General features: G+C 56.2%; 17 protein-coding genes and 2 tRNA genes. 12 read left to right on the forward strand and 7 right to left on the reverse strand.

The window, feature by feature from the left end; translation table 11 throughout:
• Positions 1 to 3 precede the first annotated feature (3 nt).
• Positions 4 to 165 carry a cytochrome c oxidase subunit CcoM gene (gene ccoM, locus MSNKSG1_RS19690; RefSeq protein WP_008938165.1) on the forward strand — a complete coding sequence of 54 codons (162 nt, stop codon included), beginning with the start codon at positions 4 to 6 and terminating at the stop codon, positions 163 to 165.
• Between the two features lie 23 nt (positions 166 to 188).
• On the opposite strand, the gene MSNKSG1_RS05045 is transcribed toward ccoM, so the two are convergent.
• The 3 genes from MSNKSG1_RS05045 to MSNKSG1_RS05055 all read right to left on the reverse strand — a co-directional run bounded on the left by MSNKSG1_RS05045 (position 189) and on the right by MSNKSG1_RS05055 (position 1,708).
• A tRNA-Glu gene (locus MSNKSG1_RS05045) sits at positions 189 to 264 on the reverse strand.
• Between the two features lie 112 nt (positions 265 to 376).
• Positions 377 to 1,294, reverse strand: coding sequence for a TIGR01777 family oxidoreductase (locus tag MSNKSG1_RS05050; RefSeq protein ID WP_008938166.1), 918 nt, complete (start codon positions 1,292 to 1,294; stop codon positions 377 to 379).
• A 27-nt stretch (positions 1,295 to 1,321) separates the two neighbouring features.
• Positions 1,322 to 1,708: a sirohydrochlorin chelatase gene (locus MSNKSG1_RS05055; RefSeq protein ID WP_008938167.1), complete on the reverse strand. Its 387-nt coding sequence runs from the start codon at positions 1,706 to 1,708 to the stop codon at positions 1,322 to 1,324.
• A 106-nt stretch (positions 1,709 to 1,814) separates the two neighbouring features.
• On the opposite strand from MSNKSG1_RS05055, the gene MSNKSG1_RS05060 reads away from it, so the two are divergent.
• The 6 genes from MSNKSG1_RS05060 to MSNKSG1_RS05085 all read left to right on the forward strand — a co-directional run bounded on the left by MSNKSG1_RS05060 (position 1,815) and on the right by MSNKSG1_RS05085 (position 7,034).
• Complete coding sequence (locus MSNKSG1_RS05060; RefSeq protein ID WP_008938168.1) at positions 1,815 to 2,417, forward strand: DUF924 family protein; 603 nt, start codon at positions 1,815 to 1,817, stop codon at positions 2,415 to 2,417.
• 150 nt (positions 2,418 to 2,567) lie between these two features.
• Positions 2,568 to 3,290 carry a murein L,D-transpeptidase catalytic domain family protein gene (locus tag MSNKSG1_RS05065; protein ID WP_040886655.1) on the forward strand — a complete coding sequence of 241 codons (723 nt, stop codon included), beginning with the start codon at positions 2,568 to 2,570 and terminating at the stop codon, positions 3,288 to 3,290.
• Between the two features lie 132 nt (positions 3,291 to 3,422).
• Positions 3,423 to 3,498, forward strand: a tRNA-Gly gene (locus MSNKSG1_RS05070).
• 130 nt (positions 3,499 to 3,628) lie between these two features.
• On the forward strand, positions 3,629 to 4,429 hold the full coding sequence (locus MSNKSG1_RS05075) for an MOSC domain-containing protein (protein WP_008938170.1): 801 nt from the start codon (positions 3,629 to 3,631) through the stop codon (positions 4,427 to 4,429).
• Positions 4,430 to 4,431: 2 nt separating this feature from the next.
• Positions 4,432 to 6,375, forward strand: a complete 1,944-nt coding sequence (locus tag MSNKSG1_RS05080; protein WP_040886676.1) for an ATP-binding cassette domain-containing protein — start codon at positions 4,432 to 4,434, stop codon at positions 6,373 to 6,375.
• Positions 6,372 to 7,034, forward strand: coding sequence for a DUF6901 family protein (locus MSNKSG1_RS05085; protein WP_008938172.1), 663 nt, complete (start codon positions 6,372 to 6,374; stop codon positions 7,032 to 7,034). The genes MSNKSG1_RS05080 and MSNKSG1_RS05085 overlap by 4 nt, the downstream gene beginning before the upstream one ends.
• Positions 7,035 to 7,068: 34 nt before the next feature.
• Here MSNKSG1_RS05085 and MSNKSG1_RS05090 read toward each other — a convergent pair whose 3' ends face one another.
• Positions 7,069 to 7,500 carry a universal stress protein gene (locus MSNKSG1_RS05090; protein WP_008938173.1) on the reverse strand — a complete coding sequence of 144 codons (432 nt, stop codon included), beginning with the start codon at positions 7,498 to 7,500 and terminating at the stop codon, positions 7,069 to 7,071.
• Positions 7,501 to 7,642: 142 nt separating this feature from the next.
• Complete coding sequence (locus MSNKSG1_RS05095) at positions 7,643 to 8,464, reverse strand: hypothetical protein (protein ID WP_008938174.1); 822 nt, start codon at positions 8,462 to 8,464, stop codon at positions 7,643 to 7,645.
• 431 nt (positions 8,465 to 8,895) lie between these two features.
• Between MSNKSG1_RS05095 and fadB the strand changes: the two genes are divergently transcribed.
• From fadB to topA, 3 genes are all read left to right on the forward strand, one after another.
• The gene (gene fadB, locus MSNKSG1_RS05100) at positions 8,896 to 11,043 is read left to right on the forward strand and encodes a fatty acid oxidation complex subunit alpha FadB (protein ID WP_008938175.1); all 2,148 of its coding nucleotides are present in this window, start codon (positions 8,896 to 8,898) and stop codon (positions 11,041 to 11,043) included.
• Positions 11,044 to 11,075: 32 nt separating this feature from the next.
• Entirely contained in the window at positions 11,076 to 12,251 is a 1,176-nt protein-coding gene (fadA, locus tag MSNKSG1_RS05105) for an acetyl-CoA C-acyltransferase FadA (RefSeq protein WP_008938176.1), read from the forward strand.
• Between the two features lie 249 nt (positions 12,252 to 12,500).
• Complete coding sequence (topA, locus tag MSNKSG1_RS05110) at positions 12,501 to 15,134, forward strand: type I DNA topoisomerase (protein WP_008938177.1); 2,634 nt, start codon at positions 12,501 to 12,503, stop codon at positions 15,132 to 15,134.
• Between the two features lie 43 nt (positions 15,135 to 15,177).
• On the opposite strand, the gene MSNKSG1_RS05115 is transcribed toward topA, so the two are convergent.
• A complete protein-coding gene (locus tag MSNKSG1_RS05115; RefSeq protein ID WP_008938178.1) occupies positions 15,178 to 16,053 on the reverse strand; it encodes an NAD(P)-dependent oxidoreductase in 876 nt (291 codons plus the stop codon).
• Positions 16,054 to 16,270: 217 nt separating this feature from the next.
• On the opposite strand from MSNKSG1_RS05115, the gene MSNKSG1_RS19695 reads away from it, so the two are divergent.
• Both MSNKSG1_RS19695 and MSNKSG1_RS05120 read left to right on the forward strand, forming a co-directional pair.
• Positions 16,271 to 16,387 (forward strand): pilin, encoded by a 117-nt coding sequence (locus tag MSNKSG1_RS19695; protein WP_227497967.1) that lies wholly within the window; start codon positions 16,271 to 16,273, stop codon positions 16,385 to 16,387.
• A 77-nt stretch (positions 16,388 to 16,464) separates the two neighbouring features.
• Positions 16,465 to 17,823 (forward strand): erythromycin esterase family protein, encoded by a 1,359-nt coding sequence (locus MSNKSG1_RS05120; RefSeq protein WP_008938179.1) that lies wholly within the window; start codon positions 16,465 to 16,467, stop codon positions 17,821 to 17,823.
• Between the two features lie 66 nt (positions 17,824 to 17,889).
• On the opposite strand, the gene gltA is transcribed toward MSNKSG1_RS05120, so the two are convergent.
• The gene (gltA, locus tag MSNKSG1_RS05125; RefSeq protein WP_008938180.1) at positions 17,890 to 19,164 is read right to left on the reverse strand and encodes a citrate synthase; all 1,275 of its coding nucleotides are present in this window, start codon (positions 19,162 to 19,164) and stop codon (positions 17,890 to 17,892) included.
• Positions 19,165 to 19,473: the final 309 nt, after the last annotated feature.

Below are 19,473 nucleotides of genomic sequence, written 5' to 3' on the forward strand. Positions count from 1 at the left end.
AAAATGTATATGGATTCCGTCGTAATTGCAGGGATTGTAACGGTTCTGCTGATGCTGGGATTTTTTATCGGGGTCGGCATCTTCGTCATGAGAGACGAGAAACGCCATGGTCATGCAGGGTTGCATCATCATGACAAAAGCGGGGGTAATTCAGGCAAGCACTGACCCGATGTAGGTCAGTTGAAAATTGGCGTCCCCTAGGGGGTTCGAACCCCTGTTGCCGCCGTGAAAGGGCGGAGTCCTAGGCCACTAGACGAAGGGGACGCAACGTTTTCAAAGCCTTGCCTCGTCGAGGTGGCGCGTATATTAAGTAAGGCGTTGACCTCTGTCAACGCTTTTCACGAAAAAAATAGCCGCCACTTCGAAAGGCCGATCGTCAGGCCGTTGTTCCCCGCCGCAAGGCGTCTTCCAGCGCGGTTTGCAGCTCCGGAAATTCAAATCGGAACCCTTCGTCGGAAAGTCTGTAGGGGATTGCCCTCTGTCCGGTAAGCAGAAGTCCTGCCATCTCTCCCAGTGCCAGTTTCAGTGCCATTGCCGGCGCAGGAAAGGGGGTGGGGCGATGCAATACCTTGCCCAGTGTTGCGGTAAATTCCCGATTGGTTACCGGGTCAGGACTGACAACGTTGTAAGCGCCGGAAGCGCTGGCGTGGTCCAGCATCCAGATCAGCGCGTTAACGACATCGGCTCGGTGCACCCACGGCATATATTGTGTTCCGCTGCCAAGACGCCCACCCAGGCCGAAACGGAAGGGCGGAACCATCCGCTGTAAAAAGCCTCCGCCCGGTCCAACGACAAGACCTGTGCGCGACACACAAACGCGTACGCCAAGATCCCGCGCGGCTCCTGCCGCATTCTCCCAGTCCCGGCAGAGCTGATGGGTGAATTCATCCCGGGGCTGCGTGTCTTCGTTGACAGTGTGGTCCCCCTGATCGCCGTAAAAGCCGACAGCAGACCCCGAGACAAGAACCTCCGGTGATTTGGACCAGCTCTGCATGACCTGGACGAGCGTCTCAGTCAACGCTATGCGGCTATCGCGCAGGGCCTGCTTCCTGGCCGCCGTCCACCGCTTCTCTGCAATGCCCTCTCCGGCCAGGTTAATGACGGCACTGAATCCCTGGTGATCTCTCAGTTCGGTCAGGTTGGAAACACATTGAACGCGGCCGCAGACCGCCTTCACGGTTTCCGGCGCCTGGCGACTGAGTATCGTCAGGGTATCGCCCCGTTCGAGCAGTTGCCGACACAGTTCCCGGCCGATGAAACCGGTACCACCGGTGATCAGAATGTTCTTTGACATGACGTCGAGCCTCCTTTGCGGTTGGCATTACCCGACTGATGCTTCGGTTGTCTGCAGTTGCAGCGTCACAACGTCCTTTATCGCTTCTGCCAGCAGCGGATTTTCTCCGATGGCTGGCGCCAGGGAGACACGCACCGCGTATTCCTCTTCGAGAGCGGCAATCATTTCGGGAACGTCCCGTCTGAGGTGCCTTCCGGCCGCCAGAAACAACGGAACCACGGTGAAAGACTCTGCGCCTGCGGCAACGCCCTCAGCGATAACTTGTTGCAATGAAGGCTGTGCCAGTTCCATGTAGGCAATGCGTGCGCCGGGCACGGCCTCAAGTGTGGGTTTGGCCAGTTGCTCGAAGGTGTCACACCAGCGTTGATCGCTGCTTCCATGGGCCAGGAGAACGATGCGAGGGGCTTGCTTCATGGATGCTCCGGTTTAATCGGTGGTTGGCAATTCCCCGTATAACTGCCAGATTGAGCGATTCGGGCCTTTTATGCCTTCACCATAGCAGGGTACGGAGTACGGATGAATGTTCGATTGGAGTGAGATTCTGGATTTCTGGTTTGGCGAACTCGATGATCAGGGGCTGCCTGATCGGCTTCACCGTGATCGTTGGTTCCGGTCTGATCGAAAGTTTGATCAGGAGATTCGGAGGCGTTTTCTTTCCATGGTGCTCTTTGCCTCGGAGAACGGACTGGAACACTGGCGCGCCCGCCCCGGCGGTGCCCTGGCAGAAATAATTATGCTGGATCAGTTTTCCCGGAATATCTTTCGCGGAGCGGCGCTGGCCTTTGACCAGGACCGGCTTGCCAGAAAGCTTTGCCACCAGGCGATGCGGAAGGGGCAGGACATGAGTCTGCCACCGGTCCAGCGAGCGTTTCTTTATATGCCCCTGCAACATTCCGAACGTGCGGAAGATCAGGAGCTTTCGGTTGAGCGCTACAAGCAGTTGGCGGCAACGACGTCCGGCCCGCTGGGTGAATTCATGAAAAGTTTTCTCGAGTCGGCCTCCGTTCACCGCGAGATCATCCAGAAGTTTCGCCGGTTCCCCCATCGAAACCGGGCGCTTGGACGAACCTCGACCCCTGAAGAGTTGGCGTACCTTGAAAGCGGTCGCACGTTTGGTCAGTGATTCCTCGATTTTGTTACCAAAATGTATAAAAAGTGTACAGCGTGACCGGGTTGGCTACGAACACTGGTAGAATGCGGCACAGTTTAACCTCAACTTTTACGATCTTTATGAGTGCTTGCCGTGTCTTCCGGCAGCCAGTGGTGATGATTGATGCAATCCTTGAGCCTCAAGGCGTGTATGGGCCTGGTCCTGCCGCTGTTCCTTTTGGTTTCCACACCTGCCGGTGCGCAGGGTTTCGATAACAATCTCGTTCAACGTCTTGCGGGCGCTGCTCCCGGTATTGATCGTCAGGTGCTCTCCAAGGCTGTCCGGGCGGCCCATTGCGCTGTCGCAAGTGGTGTCAAGGAGCCCGCCCGGTTGGCGGTTATCGATTTTTCTCTGCCTTCAAATCGAAAACGCATGTGGATTTTTGATATCCGGTCGGGGGAGCTCTTGTTGAAGGACCTTGTGGCACACGGAAAGGCCTCGGGCATGACCCGATCCACCTCCTTCTCCAATGTGGAAGGCAGTCACAAGTCCAGCCTGGGTCTGTTCCGGGCCAGCGAGACCTACTATGGCAAACACGGTTATTCCCTGCGTCTGGACGGGCTGGAGCGAGGAGTGAATGATCAGGCCAGGGACCGTGCAATCGTTATACACGGTGCCGGCTATGTCAGTGAACGCTGGGTTCAGAAGTACGGTCGAATTGGCCGCAGTTTCGGGTGTCCGGCGGTGGATAACAAGGTGATTGAGGAAGTGGTGGATGATCTGAAAGGGGGGCAGCTGGTCTTCAAATATTACCCGGATCAGGATTGGTTACAGACCAGTGAGTTTTTGCATTGCGATGATTCCCGGATGGCGTCTTCCTCCACAAGCGACGGTGGCCAGAGCTGAGCTGGCTTTTCAATAACTTGGCTGGTTTCCGGGTGCCAGAATAGCTTTGGGTAAAAAATTGGGAAAAAGAGGTTGACGGAGGGATTCTGATCCGTAGAATACGCCTCCGTTGACGCATCAAGCGTTGGCCACGCGGGAATAGCTCAGTTGGTAGAGCACAACCTTGCCAAGGTTGGGGTCGCGAGTTCGAATCTCGTTTCCCGCTCCAGATTTCGAAAACCCGGCTTGTTTCAAGCCGGGTTTTTTTGTTTCCGGGCCGGCAAGCTGACAGCGCCCCGGTTCCCTCTCGGTTATACTCTTCGGCCGTGCCAGCCAATTACGCCAAGGAGCCGCGCCCGATGAAAATCCACTCGCTATTCGTATACCCAGTCAAATCCCTTGCCGGCGTATCGGTCGAACATTTTGAGATGGACGATTTCGGGCCTCGGGGAGATCGTCGTTGGATGATTGTTGACGATGATGGAGTCTTTGTTACCCAGCGGCGTCATCCTGAACTGGCATTGGTGGGAGCCCACCTGGAAGATCAGCAGGTGGAAATCAGTATCCCCGGAGAGGGTCGCTTCAGGTTGATGCCCACGTCGGCCGCAATTCGGGTCCAGGTCTGGAGAGACTGGCCAGAGGCCCTGGTTGGAGAACAGAGTGCCAATGAGGCGTTGAGTCGTTTCTGTGGAGTCTCGCTCCGGTTGGTGTACATGTCTGACGACAGCTTCCGTCGTGTGGATCCTGCCCGGGTTCCGGACAACCGGCGCGTCAGTTTTGCCGATGGTTTTCCCTTCCTGATCACCAGCCTCGGCTCACTCGAGGAGCTGAACAGTAGGCTGGAGACGCCGGTGGACATACGGCGTTTTCGACCGAACATCGTCATAGAGGGCGCACGTCCCTGGGCAGAGGATGGCTGGCGGGAGCTGATGATCAACGAGCAGCCGTTCCGGCTGGTCAAACCCTGTTCGCGCTGCGTTATGACAACGGTTGATCCGGATACCGGAATAAAGGACCCCTCTGTTCAGCCTTTACGGACATTGACGAGCTATCGTCGCACCGACGATGGCGTCATTTTCGGAATGAACGCGATACACGACCGGCCCGGCAAGCTTCGAGTCGGCGACGCAGTCACTATTGTCAAATCGGAGAATGATTGAACGTGCCTTTGCTGACCCTGGATTCCATATCCCTTGCCTACGGAATGCACCCGCTGCTGGACGACGCCTCGCTGATCATGGAAGCGGGTGAGCGGGTGTGTCTGCTGGGCCGTAACGGTGAGGGCAAGTCCACCTTGCTCAGGATTGTGAGTGGCGAAATCACGCCTGACAGCGGTACCGTGCGGCTGGATGATGGCGCCATTCTGGCCGTGCTCCCCCAGAACCTGCCGTCGGATGACGATCGCCGGGCCTACGACGTTGTATCCGGTGCCTTTCCGGAAACCGGTGAATTGCTCTCGGAATATCACCGACTGTCGCAGCAGGCGGACGAATCGTCCCTGGAGGCCCTGATGAAAGTTCAGGAGCGGCTTGAGGCGTTGGATGGCTGGATGCTCGACCAGAAAGTCACCACCATTCTGGGACAATACGGTATCGATCCGGATCGACGCCTGAACACGCTCTCTGGTGGGTGGCAGCGGCGGGTTCTTCTGGCCCGGGCGCTGGTGGCGGAGCCGGACATCCTGTTGCTGGACGAGCCAACCAACCACCTGGACGTGCCGGCAATTGCCTGGCTCGAGGATGCGCTTTCCCAGTTCCGTGGAGCCATGCTGTTTGTCAGCCATGATCGCGCGTTCATTCGCCGCATGGCGACGCGGATTGTGGAGCTCGACCGGGGTAAACTGGTGAGTTTTGCGGCCACCTACGACCGTTATCTGGACCTCAAGGAAAAGGCCCTGGCGGAAGAAGAGCGCCAGAACGCCCTGTTCGACAAGCGCCTCAAGCAGGAAGAAGCCTGGATAAGACAGGGTATCAAGGCGCGGCGGACCCGCAACATGGGGCGGGTGAGGGCGTTGAAGGCAATGCGGGAAGAGCATCGTCAGCGTCGAGTCCGTGGGGGCACGGCCAGTTTCTCCGTCGAGCAGGCGGACCGGTCCGGCAAGCTGGTAGTAGAAACCGCCAACGCCGGCTTTCATTACCCGGATGGCACGGCGGTCATCCGCGACATGAACCTGACGATCCTCCGGGGTGACAAGATCGGCCTTGTGGGTGAAAACGGTACCGGAAAAACCACTCTCGTTCGGCTGTTGCTGGGAGACCTGGCTACGACAGAGGGAAGTATTCGACGGGGTACCCGTCTTGAAGTGGCCTATTTCGATCAGCTTCGGGGTGAACTCGATCTTGAGCGGAATGCTCTCGATAACCTGTCGGAAGGGCGCGAGTTCATTGATATCAATGGTCAGAGCAAGCACGTCCTGGGTTACCTTCAGGAGTTTTTGTTTACGCCCGAGAGGGCCCGGTCCCCCGTTCGGGTGTTTTCGGGTGGAGAGCGGGCACGTTTGCTGCTCGCCAAGCTGTTCAGTAAACCGGCCAATATTCTGGTACTTGATGAGCCCACCAACGACCTTGACGTCGAAACCCTTGAACTGCTGGAAGAGCAATTGGCCGAATTTCAGGGTACGGTCATTGTGATCAGTCACGACCGGGAGTTCCTGGACAACGTGGTTACCGAGACGGTTTTCCTGGACGGGACGGGCAGGGTCCGGGAATACGTGGGCGGTTATTCCGATTGGCGCCATCAGGGAGGCCGTTTTCCTTCTGAGCTCGGCGGAAACCGACCGGATAAACAGGATAAGCACGAAAAGCCGGCAAGTTCGGTAGGGAATGAGCAGTCTTCTGGAGCATCGGCATCCGTCGAGTCTTCCGGTAAAAAGAAGCCTGCCAAATTGAGTTACAAGCTGAAACTTGAGTTGGACCAACTTCCGGGCAAAATTGAGACACTGGAACAGGAAGTTGCTGATTTGCAGGATACAATTTCAGACGCGAATTTTTATTCAGGCCCACCCGATGATGTCGCGGCCACTCTGCAGAAACTGACGGACACGGAGGCCCGTCTGGAGCAGGCTATCGAGCGGTGGATGGAGCTGGAAGAACAGGCGAATCAATGAACGTTACCTATGATTTTCGATTTGAAGACGGGCGGCAGGTTGAGTTCAGGGTCACTGACCAGCCCGCGAGGGTGACCGGAAAGGTCCCTGCGTGGGTGAAGCTGGAACACTGTCAATGCAGTAATTGTCCGCTCAAGCGCGAGAGTTCGCCGGAATGCCCGGCAGCCCTGGAAATCCTCCCGGTGGTGGAGGCCTTCCAGGCAGAAGATGCCTATCAGAAGGTCGATGTGAGGGTGACTGACGATCGCCGGGATTACCACAAACAAACGGCGCTGGAGGAAGCACTGCGTTCGTTGTTGGGGCTTAAAATGGCGACCAGTGGGTGTCCTGTGCTTGCGGAGCTCAAGTCGATGGCGGTCCATCATCTGCCGTTTGCCAGCAGTGATGAATTTATCATGCGCAGCGTATCGCACTATCTGCTGGAGCAATATTTTGTAAAGCGCAATCATGGCGAGCCGGACTGGGAGCTGAAAGGGCTGGTCGAACGAAACCAGCGGCTGCAACTGGTAAACCAGGCCCTCTGGCAAAGAATTCATTCGGTGTGCAAGGGCGACAGCAACCTGAAAGCGTTGCTCAATTTCTTCTCGATGGCCTCAAGCGTGAGTTTTTCCCTGGAGAGTCAGCTGAGGAAGCTCGAAGCAAAAATGAAGGGGGAATGAGGCGGTCTGGAAAGACCGCCCCGGTGCCTGAGGATCAGTGAATCCTGACGGCGAGTACGTCGCATTCGGTACCGTGAAGAACGCCGTTGGCCGTTGAGCCCAGCAGCAGCTGGAAGCCTTTACGTCCATGGCTGCCGACTATGACCAGATCGGCATTGTGCTCCTTGGCCAGTCGATGGATCTCCGATTCCGGGCGACCGACGGTCACAATCTGTTGATCCTTTGCAACGCCATACTGATCGCCGTATTTACCGAGCTCCTCTCGGGCGGCCTTGTCGAGTTGATCCTGCAGCTCGGTCAGGTCCATTGGAATATCCCCGCCATAAGCGTAACCCACCGGTTCAACAACATGGACGAGAACCAGTTCCGCACCGTGGGCACTACACACTGCCTTTGCCTTCTCAAGAACCTGCGGGGCTTCTTCGGTGAGATCAATGGCAACAAGCATTTTCTGATAGGCGGACATCGCATTACTCCTTAGGGTTCAGCGTATAGGGGAATAGTAGCCTAAATTTTAGAACAACAGTGTAGTGCCAAAGTGACAGGCATCAAGAACGGGAGGGAAACAGGCCGACGCTGACAGATGAAGCGCCGGCCGGAATACGGCGTTAGCCGTTGGCTTTCTGAAGGAGTTCGATGGTCTTGGCAAGATGCTTCAGGATGCCCTTCGAATAGCGGTCAATCACGAAGCTGACGTTGTTTTCGTTGTAATTGACGTAAGAGCCACGGATGAACTGCCATTTGGTGCTGATGTTGTCCAACTGGTCCTTGAGCTCTCCCTGTGCCGGGCCCTTCCGGACCGTCGCGAATAGCGCATCAAAATCGCGCGCCTGTTCATCAAGCGGTTTCTCGGAGGAGGAGCCCTGGAATGTCTGGGCGACGGAGGAATTTGTCCTTGCCGAGTATTTGGCCATCATCTGCGCCATTTTGACGGCCGCCATACGTGCCGCTTCAATCCGGCCGTTGGTATCCGTCTGGGTGCTGTCCTGGGCGACTTTATACAGGTCCGTGGCCTTGTTGCTCATGGCAACAGCCTGGTTGGCCATGTCGGAGACCAGGCGCAGATCGGGATATCCCTCTTTGCGAACAACGTTGATATTTTCCCGCATCAGGGATTTGAACTTGTCGAACTCCTGATTCAGTGACTCGATCTGATCTTTTGATAACACCCCGCCGGTGCTCTCGCTGACGGCGTTCATGGCATCATTTGCGGCGTTGATGCCTGCGACAATTTCGTTCAGGGTGTCGGTGGATCCAGATGCGCTGAAACGGTAGAACGCATCCAGGGCCATATAATTGCTGATCCGGAAACTGTGGAGGTCGGAGAGGAAGGCGCTCGTATTCTCCTGGGCCCTGGCGCTGAGGGATGTGATGGCCAGGACAACAAGGGCCAGGGCAAGGGATCGAAACCGCAAGCGGGCATCATTCATCGGATATTTCTCCGTAATACAGTTTTATTATTGTCGACCAAAGTCGCAATTCGAAGGTAAAGTAACTGCACCAACCAATCAAGCGGTTTTCCGAAGGTTCGGAGTCTAAATTGCAAAGAACTTTGAAATCTATGTGACAAAGTTCACGGTTTTTCTTCAAGACCCACTATATGTCCCTGAAATTCATAACGTCTTGATGGTTTCGGCCCTCAGTTGTTGCTTCGAGCGAGAACTTTTGGGGCGGCCAGACAAGAAACAAATTGACAAACGCTCGGTTTTTTTTCATCGTGTGCCCTCACGATTCAAACGACTGTATGAATTTTGGATCGAATGATCGGGCAGTGACCGAAATCTCGCTGCACGGGCAGCCCCAACGACGGACCAGGTCTGTGGGCTGCCAGCAGTTCCAAACACAGACTGGAGATCAGTTGATGATTTACGAAGGTAAAGCCATCACGGTTAAAGAGATCGAAGGCGGGATCGCTCAGTTGGACTTCGACTTGCAAGGCGAGTCAGTCAACAAGTTCAACCGTCTCACCATTGAAGAGCTGGGTGCCGCAGCCGAAGCACTCAAGTCCCAGAAGAATCTGAAGGGTCTGGTGGTAACCAGCTCCAAGGACAGTTTCATTGTCGGTGCCGATATCACCGAGTTCACCGAGCTGTTTGCGGGTTCCGAGGAAGATCTCGTTGCCAACAACCTCAAGGCCAACGAGGTGTTCAACACCATCGAGGACCTGCCGTTCCCGACCGTTACCGCTATCAATGGTATCGCTCTGGGGGGTGGTTTCGAGATGTGCCTGGCGACCGACTACCGGGTCATGGCTCCGAAGGCCAAGGTAGGTCTGCCGGAAGTGAAGCTGGGTATCTTCCCCGGTTTCGGCGGTACTGTGCGTCTTTCGCGCCTGGTGGGCGTTGATAATGCGGTCGAGTGGATTTCCGGCGGTACCGAGAACCGGGCGGACGCAGCTCTGAAAGTCGGCGCTGTCGATGCCGTGGTTGCGCCTGAAAAACTCGTCGAGTCGGCCGTTGCGATCATCAATCAGTGCAACGAAGGCAAGCTTGATAACCAGGCCCGTCGGGAAGAGAAGAAAGGCAAGATCAAACTCAATGCCATGGAAAGCATGATGGCATTCGAGATTTCCAAGGCGTTCGTGGCCGGCAAGGCTGGCAAGAACTATCCGGCGCCGGTGGAAGCGATCAAGACCATGCAGAAGCACGCCAGCATGACTCGCGACAAGGCAATCGAGGTTGAAGCCAAAGGCTTTGCCAAGATGGCCAAGACCAACGTTGCCGCGTGTCTGGTTGGTCTGTTTCTGAACGACCAGGCCCTGAAAAAGAAAGCCGGCGCCTGGGAGAAAGAAGCGTCTGATGTGAACCTGGCCGCCGTACTCGGCGCGGGTATCATGGGTGGCGGTGTCGCGTTCCAGTCTGCACTGAAGGGCACGCCGATCATCATGAAGGACATCGCTCCGGAAGGCATCCAGCTTGGCCTGAATGAAGCCAAGAAGTTGCTGTCCAAGCGTGTTGCCAAGGGCAAGATGAACGCCGACAAGATGGGCGATGTCCTGAACAACATCACACCGACCCTGAACTATGGCGACTTCAAGAACGTCGACCTGGTGGTTGAAGCGGTTGTTGAGAACCCGAAGGTCAAGGATGCCGTTCTGCGCGAGACCGAAGATGCGGTTCGTGAAGACACCATCCTCACCTCCAACACGTCGACCATCTCCATCAACCTTCTGGCCAAGAACCTGAAGCGTCCGGAGAACTTCTGCGGCATGCACTTCTTCAACCCGGTACACATGATGCCGCTGGTTGAGGTGATCCGTGGCGAGAAGACCAGCGATCGTGCCATTGCGACTACGGTGGCCTACGCCAAGGCCATGGGCAAGACTCCGATCGTCGTCAACGACTGCCCGGGCTTCCTGGTGAACCGCGTTCTGTTCCCGTACTTTGGTGGCTTCGCAGCACTGGTACGTGATGGTGCCGATTTCCAGAAGATCGACAAGGTCATGGAGAAATTCGGCTGGCCGATGGGTCCGGCTTACCTGCTCGACGTGGTTGGCATGGACACCGCCAGGCACGCCAACGAAGTCATGGCTGACGGGTTCCCCGAGCGCATGAAGGCCGATTTCAAGTCCGCCATTGATGTGATGTTCGAGAATGACCGTTACGGCCAGAAGAACGACAAGGGCTTCTACAAGTACGAAGAAGACAAGAAGGGCAAGCCGAAGAAGGTTGTCGACGAAGAGACCTACAAGCTCATCGAGCCTGTGGTTAACGGCAGCAAAGACTTCGACGAAGAAGAGATCATCGCCCGCATGATGATCCCTCTGTGCCTGGAAACCGTTCGCTGCCTCGAAGACAACATTGTTGAAGACCCGGCCGATGCAGACATGGGCCTGATCTACGGTATCGGCTTCCCGCCGTTCCGTGGTGGTGCGCTGCGCTACATCGACGACATGGGCGTCGACAAGTTTGTCGAACTGGCAGATAAGTATGCAGATCTTGGTCCTCTTTACGCGCCGACCGAGAAGCTGCGTGAAATGGCCAAGACTGGCAAGAAGTTCTTTGGCTAACCCTTACGAGATTTCCGAACGGAGAAAGATCTATGAGCCTTAATCCGAGAGACGTTGTCGTCGTCGATTGCGTGCGGACTCCGATGGGTCGTGCCAAAAACGGCTGTTTCCGCAACGTACGTGCCGAGACACTGTCGGCTGCGCTGATTGAAGCACTGTTTGAGCGCAACCCGAAGCTCGATCCGAAAGAAGTTGAAGATGTGATCTGGGGCTGTGTGAACCAGACCAAGGAGCAGGGCTTTAACGTGGCCCGGCAGATTTCCCTGCTGACGCGTATCCCGCACGAGTCTGCAGCGCAGACCGTAAACCGTCTGTGTGGTTCTGCCATGTCCGCTATCCATACCGCTGCCCAGGCTATCCAGACTGGCAACGGAGATATGTTCATGGTGGGTGGTGTTGAGCATATGGGTCACGTGCCCATGACCGAAGGCTTCGACCACAACCCGGCAGCTTCCAAGTACTCCGCCAAAGCGTCCAATATGATGGGCCTGACCGCGGAGATGCTGGCCAAGATGCATGGTATTACCCGTGAGCAGCAGGATGAGTTCGGTGCCCGTTCTCACCGACTGGCCCACGAGGCAACCGTTGAAGGCCGCTTCAAGAACGAAATCGTTCCCATCGAAGGTCATGATGAGAATGGCTTTGTGAAGCTGATCGAGGAAGACGAGACCATTCGCCCGGAAACTACCGCTGAGTCTCTTTCTCAGCTGCGTCCGGCGTTTGATCCGAAGAACGGTACTGTCACTGCAGGCACCTCCTCCCAGCTGACTGACGGCGCTGCTGCCATGGTACTGATGTCCGCGGAGCGGGCAGAGGCCCTTGGCCTGAAGCCGATCGCCAAGATTCGCAGCATGGCCGTTGCCGGTTGTGATCCCGCGATCATGGGCTACGGTCCGGTGCCGGCCACCAAGAAGGCGCTTAAGCGTGCTGGCCTGAAAGTCGAAGACATCGACTTCTGGGAACTGAACGAAGCCTTCGCTGGCCAGTCACTGCCGGTTCTGAAAGACCTGAAACTGCTGGGCGTGATGGAAGAGAAGGTGAACCTGAACGGTGGTGCGATTGCCCTTGGGCACCCGCTGGGCTGTTCAGGTGCCCGGATCTCCACAACCCTGCTGAACGTGATGCAGGCCAAAGGCGGTAAGCTTGGTGTATCCACCATGTGTATCGGTCTGGGTCAGGGCATTGCCACAGTGTGGGAGCGTCTCTGAGACCCGTTTGGGTAGCTTGATGCTCTGAATGCAGGAGGCCCGGCAAATGCCGGGCCTCGCTGTTTCGGGAATGTGAAAAAGGCCGGTTTAGAACAAAGAATGGGTTGTCTTGCCAATCTTGACCCTGTAAAACAGTGAGCCTATACCAAGGGGCGGTGCGTATGTGTTTTCTAGCCGCCTGATTTTACAGCGAGTTTACGGTTTGCTGAATATTTGACCGATTTGTCGCCAAGGAAACAGATCTCCGATATGGGTAAAAGTCTCGTTATTGTCGAGTCGCCAGCGAAAGCCAAGACCATCAACAAGTACCTGGGCTCGGACTACATCGTTAAATCCAGTGTGGGCCATATCCGCGACCTGCCGGTCAGCGGCAGTGGTTCCCAGACTGATCCGAAAGAGCGTGCACGTCAGGCTGCACTGACACGCAAGATGAGTCCGGAGGAAAAAGCCGAGCACAAGAAACGCAAGGCGCGCGAACAGCTGGTCACCCGTATGGGTGTGGACCCGGATCATGACTGGCAGGCCCGATACGAAATTCTCCCCGGCAAAGAGAAGGTCGTCAGCGAACTGAAACGTCTGGCGAAATCGGCAGATCATATCTATCTCGCAACGGATTTGGACCGTGAAGGGGAGGCGATTGCCTGGCACCTTCAGGAAACCATCGGTGGTGAACCGGAAAAATATCGTCGGGTGGTTTTTAACGAAATCACCAAGCGCGCAATCAAAGAGGCATTCAAGGATCCCGGGAACCTGGATTCCAATCGCGTCAATGCCCAGCAGGCCCGCCGATTCCTGGATCGGGTGGTCGGCTATATGGTTTCACCCCTGCTGTGGGCCAAGATTGCCCGTGGTCTGTCCGCCGGGCGGGTTCAATCCGTCGCCGTTCGGCTGATCGTCGAGCGGGAGCGAGAGATCCGGAAGTTCGTTCCGGAAGAATTCTGGCAGTTGCATGCCGATCTCACGCCAGCGCAGGCAAAAGAGCCCGTTCGCTTTGAGGTGACCCGGTACCAGGATCAGCCCTATCGTCCGGTCAACGAGAGTCAGAGCAGTGAACATGTCGATCGTTTGAAGGCGGGCACGTTCAAGGTCGCAAAGCGGGAGGACAAACCGACCCGTTCACGGCCCTCCGCGCCCTTCATCACGTCGACCTTGCAGCAGGCTGCGAGCAACCGGATGGGCTTCAGTGTCAAGAAAACCATGATGCTGGCCCAGCGTCTGTACGAGGCGGGTTTCATTACGTACATGCGTACGGACTCCACCAACCTGAGCCAGGAGGCGGTCGCCGGCTGCCGTGATTTTATCCAGGGCCAGTTCGGTGATCGGTATCTGCCCGAGAAGCCGCGTGTCTACGGAAGCAAGGAGGGAGCTCAGGAAGCTCACGAAGCGATTCGTCCCACCGACGTTAGTCGTCGCCCCTCCGACATCAGTGGCCTCGAAAAGGATGCAGAAAAACTCTACGACCTGATCTGGCGCCAGTTTATTGCCTGCCAGATGGCGGATGCGGAGTTCCTGAGCACATCGATCGTTGTTGCCAATGACCGATATGAGCTAAGAACCCGCGGTCGCATTATCAAATTCGATGGTTTTCTGAAGGCTGCGCCGCAATCCGGAAAGAAGGACGAGGATGTCGCCTTGCCGGATATCCAGGTGAACGACACGCTGGATCTGAAAAAACTGGATCCCAGCCAGCACTTTACCAAACCGGCCCCCCGGTATACCGAAGCTAGCCTGGTAAAAGAGCTGGAAAAGCAGGGAATCGGTCGACCCTCCACTTATGCCTCCATCATTTCTACGATTCAGGATCGGGGCTATGTGCGTCTCCAGAATCGGCGCTTCTATGCGGAAAAGATGGGCGAAATCGTTACGGAGAGGCTGCATGAGTCTTTCCCCAATCTGATGGACTACGATTTTACCGCCCGAATGGAGGATGAGCTCGACGAAATTGCGGATGGTGAAGTCAACTGGAAGAACGTCCTTAACGACTTCTACGGCCGGTTCCGGCAACAACTGGACGAAGCCGGCAGGGAAGACGGTGGAATGCGGGCCAATACGCCTACCGAGACGGATATTCCCTGCCCGAGCTGTGGTCGGAACATGCAGATTCGGGTCGCCAGTACGGGCGTCTTCCTGGGCTGCTCCGGGTATTCGTTGCCCCCCAAGGAGCGTTGCAAGACCACGATCAACCTTGTATCCGGTGACGAAGTGGTCAGCGCGGAAGAGGACGTGGAAGGCGAGGGCGAGACCCGTTTGCTGCGGAAGAAACGTCGCTGTCCGAAATGTGGTACGGCCATGGACAGTTATCTGATCGACGAGACCCGCAAGCTGCATGTGTGCGGTAATAACCCGGACTGTTCCGGGTATGAGGTGGAGAAGGGAACCTTCCGCATCAAAGGGTATGATGGGCCCACTCTTGAATGCGACAAGTGCGGCTCGGAAATGCAGCTGAAGACCGGGCGATTCGGCAAGTATTTCGGATGTACCAATCCCGATTGTAAAAATACCCGTAAGCTGCTGAAGAGCGGAGAGCCGGCCCCGCCCAAAATGGATCCGGTACCGATGCCGGAACTCCAGTGCCAGAAAGTCGACGACACCTATGTTCTGCGCGATGGCGCCTCAGGCCTGTTCCTGGCAGCCAGTAAATTCCCGAAAAACCGGGAAACCCGGCCGCCACTGGTGAAGGAGATCAAACCGCACCGGAAGGAAATTGATCCGAAATACGACTTCCTTATGGATGCGCCTGAAACGGATCCGGAGGGCAATCCAACGGTGATTCGTTACAGCCGGAAGTCCAAGGAACAATATGTAATGTCGGAGAAGGATGGCAAATCCACGGGCTGGTCCGCCTGGTACGTTAACGGAAAGTGGCAGCCCAAAGAGAAATAGGGTGGATAAGAAAAAGGGGCAGAAATGCCCCTTTTTCAATTGATTACCTGAACTTCCTCAAGCGCTGTATCAAGGAAGAAGTGTCCCACCGACGGCCTCCCATTGATTGGACGTCGGCGTAAAACTGGTCCACCAGAGCGGTTACCGGAATACTTGCATTGATCTTTCTTGCCTCCTCAAGGCACATTCCCAGATCCTTTCTCATCCAGTCCACCGCAAATCCGTGGTTGAACTCTCCGTCGATCATGGTGCCCGAGCGGTTTTCCATCTGCCAGGATTGAGCCGCGCCTTTTGAGATGACGTCTACGACCTTGCGCACATCCAGGTTGGCCTGCTCGGCAAAGTGCAACGCCTCGGAAAGGCCCTGAACCAGACCCGCAATGGCGATCTGGTTAACCATTTTGGTTTTCTGGCCACTTCCAGGAGGGCCCAGGAGGGTCACTGCGCGAGCATAGTGATCCATGATCGGACTGGCCTTGCTGAAGTCGCTCTCGGATCCGCCGCACATGACAGTCAGCTGGCCGTTTTCAGCCCCTTGCTGCCCGCCGGAGATCGGCGCATCAATGAAGCCCAGTCCCTTTTTAACCGCAGCAGCGGCAAGATGCTCTGCAATACCTGCGGACGCCGTCGTATGGTCGACCAGGATGGCGCCTTCCGGGGCATTGGCCAGAATGCCTCCTTCGCCCTCATAAACTTCGGTCAGATCCTTGTCTGCACCGACGCAGGTCATCACAAAATCGGCATCCTGCACGGCCTCTGCAATGGTGCTGCAAGCGGTCCCCCGGTGCTTGCTGGCCCATTCGCCGGCTTTTGCCAGCGTCCGGTTCCAGACCCGAACCGAAAGGCCTGCCCTGGCGAGGTGACCAGCCATTGGGTAGCCCATAACGCCGAGCCCAATAAAGCTAACGGTGGTTGTCATAGAGGTCTCCTGAAGTCGAGATGTTTTTTCTTATCGTTTGAAGTTACTAGGGTAACCCGCTCATATCCGGTGGAACCCCTGTTCCCGGAAAAATGGGCGTGTTGTCGCGCCCATCCGCAACTTTCCCGGACTACTCCATCATACCCTGCCTTTTTGTTGAACGCAGTCACACGGTCGCTATCAGTTAGCTTTGTGCATTCTGTATTTGTCTCCCATTTTGTCCGGAGAGGCCCAGTATCTGGTACTTGAGCCCTCAGTCAACGAAGGAATGATTGAGTGGGCCTGTTATGGCCAGAACGCGGACCAGCGATATTTGCCCGCCAACTGTCGTTGAAACAACCCGGGCATGAGGGTTAACCCTCGTCCTGTACTAGACTCGAATTTAGAGTTGCTGGACGAGGGGGCGTGCTCATGGACAAGGGTTTCCAATCAGGCGATAAATCCAGGTTCGTGAATGCTGGAGGAGCAGGTAAGGCGGACGCTTTGCCGAAGGCGCTCAGGGGGCTTGCCGAGCCTTTCGAGTCCGGGGCTGAAATCCCGATAGAGGGACTGCTCGACCGAATTGGCGAGGCTCGAATCGTCATGTTGGGCGAAGCGTCCCACGGAACCTCGGAATTTTACCTGGCCCGGGAACGCATTACCCGGGCACTCATCGAGCAAAAGGGCTTTTCCTTCGTGGCGATTGAAGGGGATTGGCCCGATGCCGCCCGAATTGATCACTATGTGCGGCATGCGGAATATCCTCCTTCCGAGTGGACGGCGTTTTCCCGGTTTCCCACCTGGATGTGGCGGAATGAAGAGGTACAGGGGTTCGTCGATTGGCTGCGAGAGTTCAATCGCACCAGGCCCGCGTCGGAGCGCGTGGCGTTCCATGGCCTGGACCTCTACAGTCTGTACAGTTCCATACGTGCGGTGCTGGACTACCTGGAAGAGGTGGATCCGGATCTGGCGGTTGATGCCAGGCAACGATATGAGTGCCTGGCGCCGTTTGAGGGAGAGCCCGCAACCTACGCCCGTGCCGCGCTGGATCCTGCCTATCAGACGTGCGAAAAACCGGTGCTGGACATGCTCCGCGAGCTCCTGTCACGTCACCGGCGTTATGCCGAACACGATTCTGACCGTTTTCTCGATGCCGTCCAGAATGCGCGTTTGGTTGCCGATGCAGAAGAGTATTACCGGACGCTGTATTACGGCACGCACAGTGCCTGGAATCTCAGGGATACTCATATGTTCCAGACACTGGCAGATCTGCTGGACCACTACGGTAGCGGTAGCAAGGCGATCGTGTGGGCCCATAACAGTCATGTTGGCGACTCCGTGGCTACGGATATGGGGCGGCGCGGGGAATTCAACATCGGCAGGCTCGCCCGGGCCCGTTATGGAGATGCTGTGTATGTCGTGGGGTTTGGTACCGATCACGGTACCGTTGCAGCGGCGTCGAACTGGGATGCGCCAATGGAGATAAAGTCCGTGAGACCGGCGCTCGCAGGTAGCTATGAGCATGCCTGTCATGAGACGGGGTTGCCATGTTTCCTGTTGCCGATGCGGAACGCGGCGGGAGAACTCCGTCAGGCTCTCGAGCCGCAAAAGTTGGAGCGGGCGATTGGGGTGATCTATCGGCCGGAGACGGAACGGCAGAGCCATTATTTCAGGGCTTGTCTGCCCGAGCAGTTCGACGAATTTGTCTGGTTGGATGAGACGTCTGCCATCACCCCGTTGTCGACGGGGGCTGTCCCGGGCATGCCGGACACCTATCCTTTCGGGGTTTGATTCCATGGAAGCAGAAAGGCCGCTGGATCCAGCGGCCTTTCTGTTGTCAACGCGATCTGTCCAGACTTACTTCGTCGGGTAGTCGCGCTTTTCTGAGCCGGTGTAGAGCTGGCGTGGACGGCCAATACGGTAGTTGCCGCTGACCATCTCGTTCCAGTGCGAGAACCAGCCGATTGTCCGGGACATTGCAAAAATAACGGTGAACATGGAGGTTGGAATGCCGATCGCTTTCAGGATGATGCCTGAGTAGAAATCGACGTTCGGGTAAAGCTTGCGCTCCACGAAGTAGTCATCTTCCAGTGCGATCTTTTCCAGTCGCTGCGCGATTTTCAGCAGAGGATCGTTTTCCAGACCCAGCTCTTTGAGAACCTCATGGGCCGTTTCACGCATTACTTTGGCGCGCGGGTCGAAGTTCTTGTAGACGCGGTGGCCGAAGCCCATCAGGCGGAAGGGGTCGTCTTTGTCCTTGGCCTTCTCGATGAACTTTTCGATATTGGCTTCATCACCGATTTCGGCCAGCATGTCCAGTACCGCCTCGTTGGCGCCACCATGAGCCGGGCCCCACAGTGCGGCAATGCCCGAGGCAATGCAGGCGTAGGGGTTGGCGCCGGTAGAGCCGGCCAGACGAACGGTTGACGTCGATGCGTTCTGTTCGTGATCGGCGTGGAGGATGAAGATCTTGTCCATGGCCTTGGCCAGCACCGGATTCGGTTTGTACTCTTCACAGGGTACGCCGAACATCATCTGCAGGAAGTTCTCGGAGTAGGACAGGTCGTTCCTGGGATACATGAACGGCTGACCGAGGCTGTACTTGTAACACCAGGCCGCAATCGTTGGCATTTTTGCAACCAGGCGATGTGCAGTGATCTGGCGCTGCGTTTCGTCGGTCACGTCCATCTGGTCGTGATAGAAAGCTGAAAGCGCACCCACAACGCCGCACATGATGGCCATTGGATGCGCATCACGACGGAAGCCGTGGAAAAAATTGCGCATCTGATCGTGCAGCATGGTGTGATTCTTGATGGTCTCGTGGAATCGCTTGTTTTCCTCGTCCGAGGGCAGTTCCCCGTTCAGCAGGAGGTAGCATACCTCGAGGTAGTCGGAGTGTTCCGCGAGCTGGTCAATAGGGTAGCCCCGGTGCAGGAGCACGCCGTTTGCGCCGTCAATGTAGGTGATGGCTGATTCGCAGGCAGCGGTGGATACGAATCCTGGATCGTAGGTAAATACGCCTTCCTGGACGAGGCCTCGTACGTCAATAACGTCAGGGCCGACGGTGCCGGAGTATACCGGTAGCTCAATGGACTTATCACCCACCGAGAGCGTGGCTTTCCTGTCGGTCATGGTGCTCTCCTATGTATCAGCTTCGACAGCTTTTGGCTGCATGTGTAGATGCGCTAGAAGGCGCGTATTATCGCAAAACTGGCGGCAAAATATAGGGCGTCAGCTTTTTTTGTCAATGGACAGGCGTGGAAAAGCGTGCAAATTCTCGCCACTTGTAAATCAGGGATATCCCAAATAGTGCCCCGGACGGACGAAAACGGGTTTGTCAATCATCCTTATAGATGCCGTCAACCCCCTGATTACGGGCAACAGAAAGGGTGGAGCGTTTGTAATTGTAAGGGCCTCTCCTTATAATCCGTAGCCCGGAAT

The organism is Marinobacter santoriniensis NKSG1 (genome assembly GCF_000347775.1).
Taxonomy (GTDB): domain Bacteria; phylum Pseudomonadota; class Gammaproteobacteria; order Pseudomonadales; family Oleiphilaceae; genus Marinobacter; species Marinobacter santoriniensis.

Coding starts and splice junctions, on each gene's coding strand:
- MSNKSG1_RS05095 (WP_008938174.1), bottom strand. CDS start 8,464: ATGAATGATGCCCGCTTGCGGTTTCGATCCCTTGCCCTGGCCCTTGTT.
- MSNKSG1_RS05075 (WP_008938170.1), top strand. CDS start 3,629: ATGAAAATCCACTCGCTATTCGTATACCCAGTCAAATCCCTTGCCGGC.
- MSNKSG1_RS05065 (WP_040886655.1), top strand. CDS start 2,568: ATGCAATCCTTGAGCCTCAAGGCGTGTATGGGCCTGGTCCTGCCGCTG.
- fadB (WP_008938175.1), top strand. CDS start 8,896: ATGATTTACGAAGGTAAAGCCATCACGGTTAAAGAGATCGAAGGCGGG.
- MSNKSG1_RS05085 (WP_008938172.1), top strand. CDS start 6,372: ATGAACGTTACCTATGATTTTCGATTTGAAGACGGGCGGCAGGTTGAG.
- MSNKSG1_RS05050 (WP_008938166.1), bottom strand. CDS start 1,294: ATGTCAAAGAACATTCTGATCACCGGTGGTACCGGTTTCATCGGCCGG.
- MSNKSG1_RS05115 (WP_008938178.1), bottom strand. CDS start 16,053: ATGACAACCACCGTTAGCTTTATTGGGCTCGGCGTTATGGGCTACCCA.
- MSNKSG1_RS05060 (WP_008938168.1), top strand. CDS start 1,815: ATGTTCGATTGGAGTGAGATTCTGGATTTCTGGTTTGGCGAACTCGAT.
- MSNKSG1_RS05090 (WP_008938173.1), bottom strand. CDS start 7,500: ATGTCCGCCTATCAGAAAATGCTTGTTGCCATTGATCTCACCGAAGAA.
- gltA (WP_008938180.1), bottom strand. CDS start 19,164: ATGACCGACAGGAAAGCCACGCTCTCGGTGGGTGATAAGTCCATTGAG.
- MSNKSG1_RS05120 (WP_008938179.1), top strand. CDS start 16,465: ATGGACAAGGGTTTCCAATCAGGCGATAAATCCAGGTTCGTGAATGCT.
- topA (WP_008938177.1), top strand. CDS start 12,501: ATGGGTAAAAGTCTCGTTATTGTCGAGTCGCCAGCGAAAGCCAAGACC.
- fadA (WP_008938176.1), top strand. CDS start 11,076: ATGAGCCTTAATCCGAGAGACGTTGTCGTCGTCGATTGCGTGCGGACT.
- ccoM (WP_008938165.1), top strand. CDS start 4: ATGTATATGGATTCCGTCGTAATTGCAGGGATTGTAACGGTTCTGCTG.
- MSNKSG1_RS05055 (WP_008938167.1), bottom strand. CDS start 1,708: ATGAAGCAAGCCCCTCGCATCGTTCTCCTGGCCCATGGAAGCAGCGAT.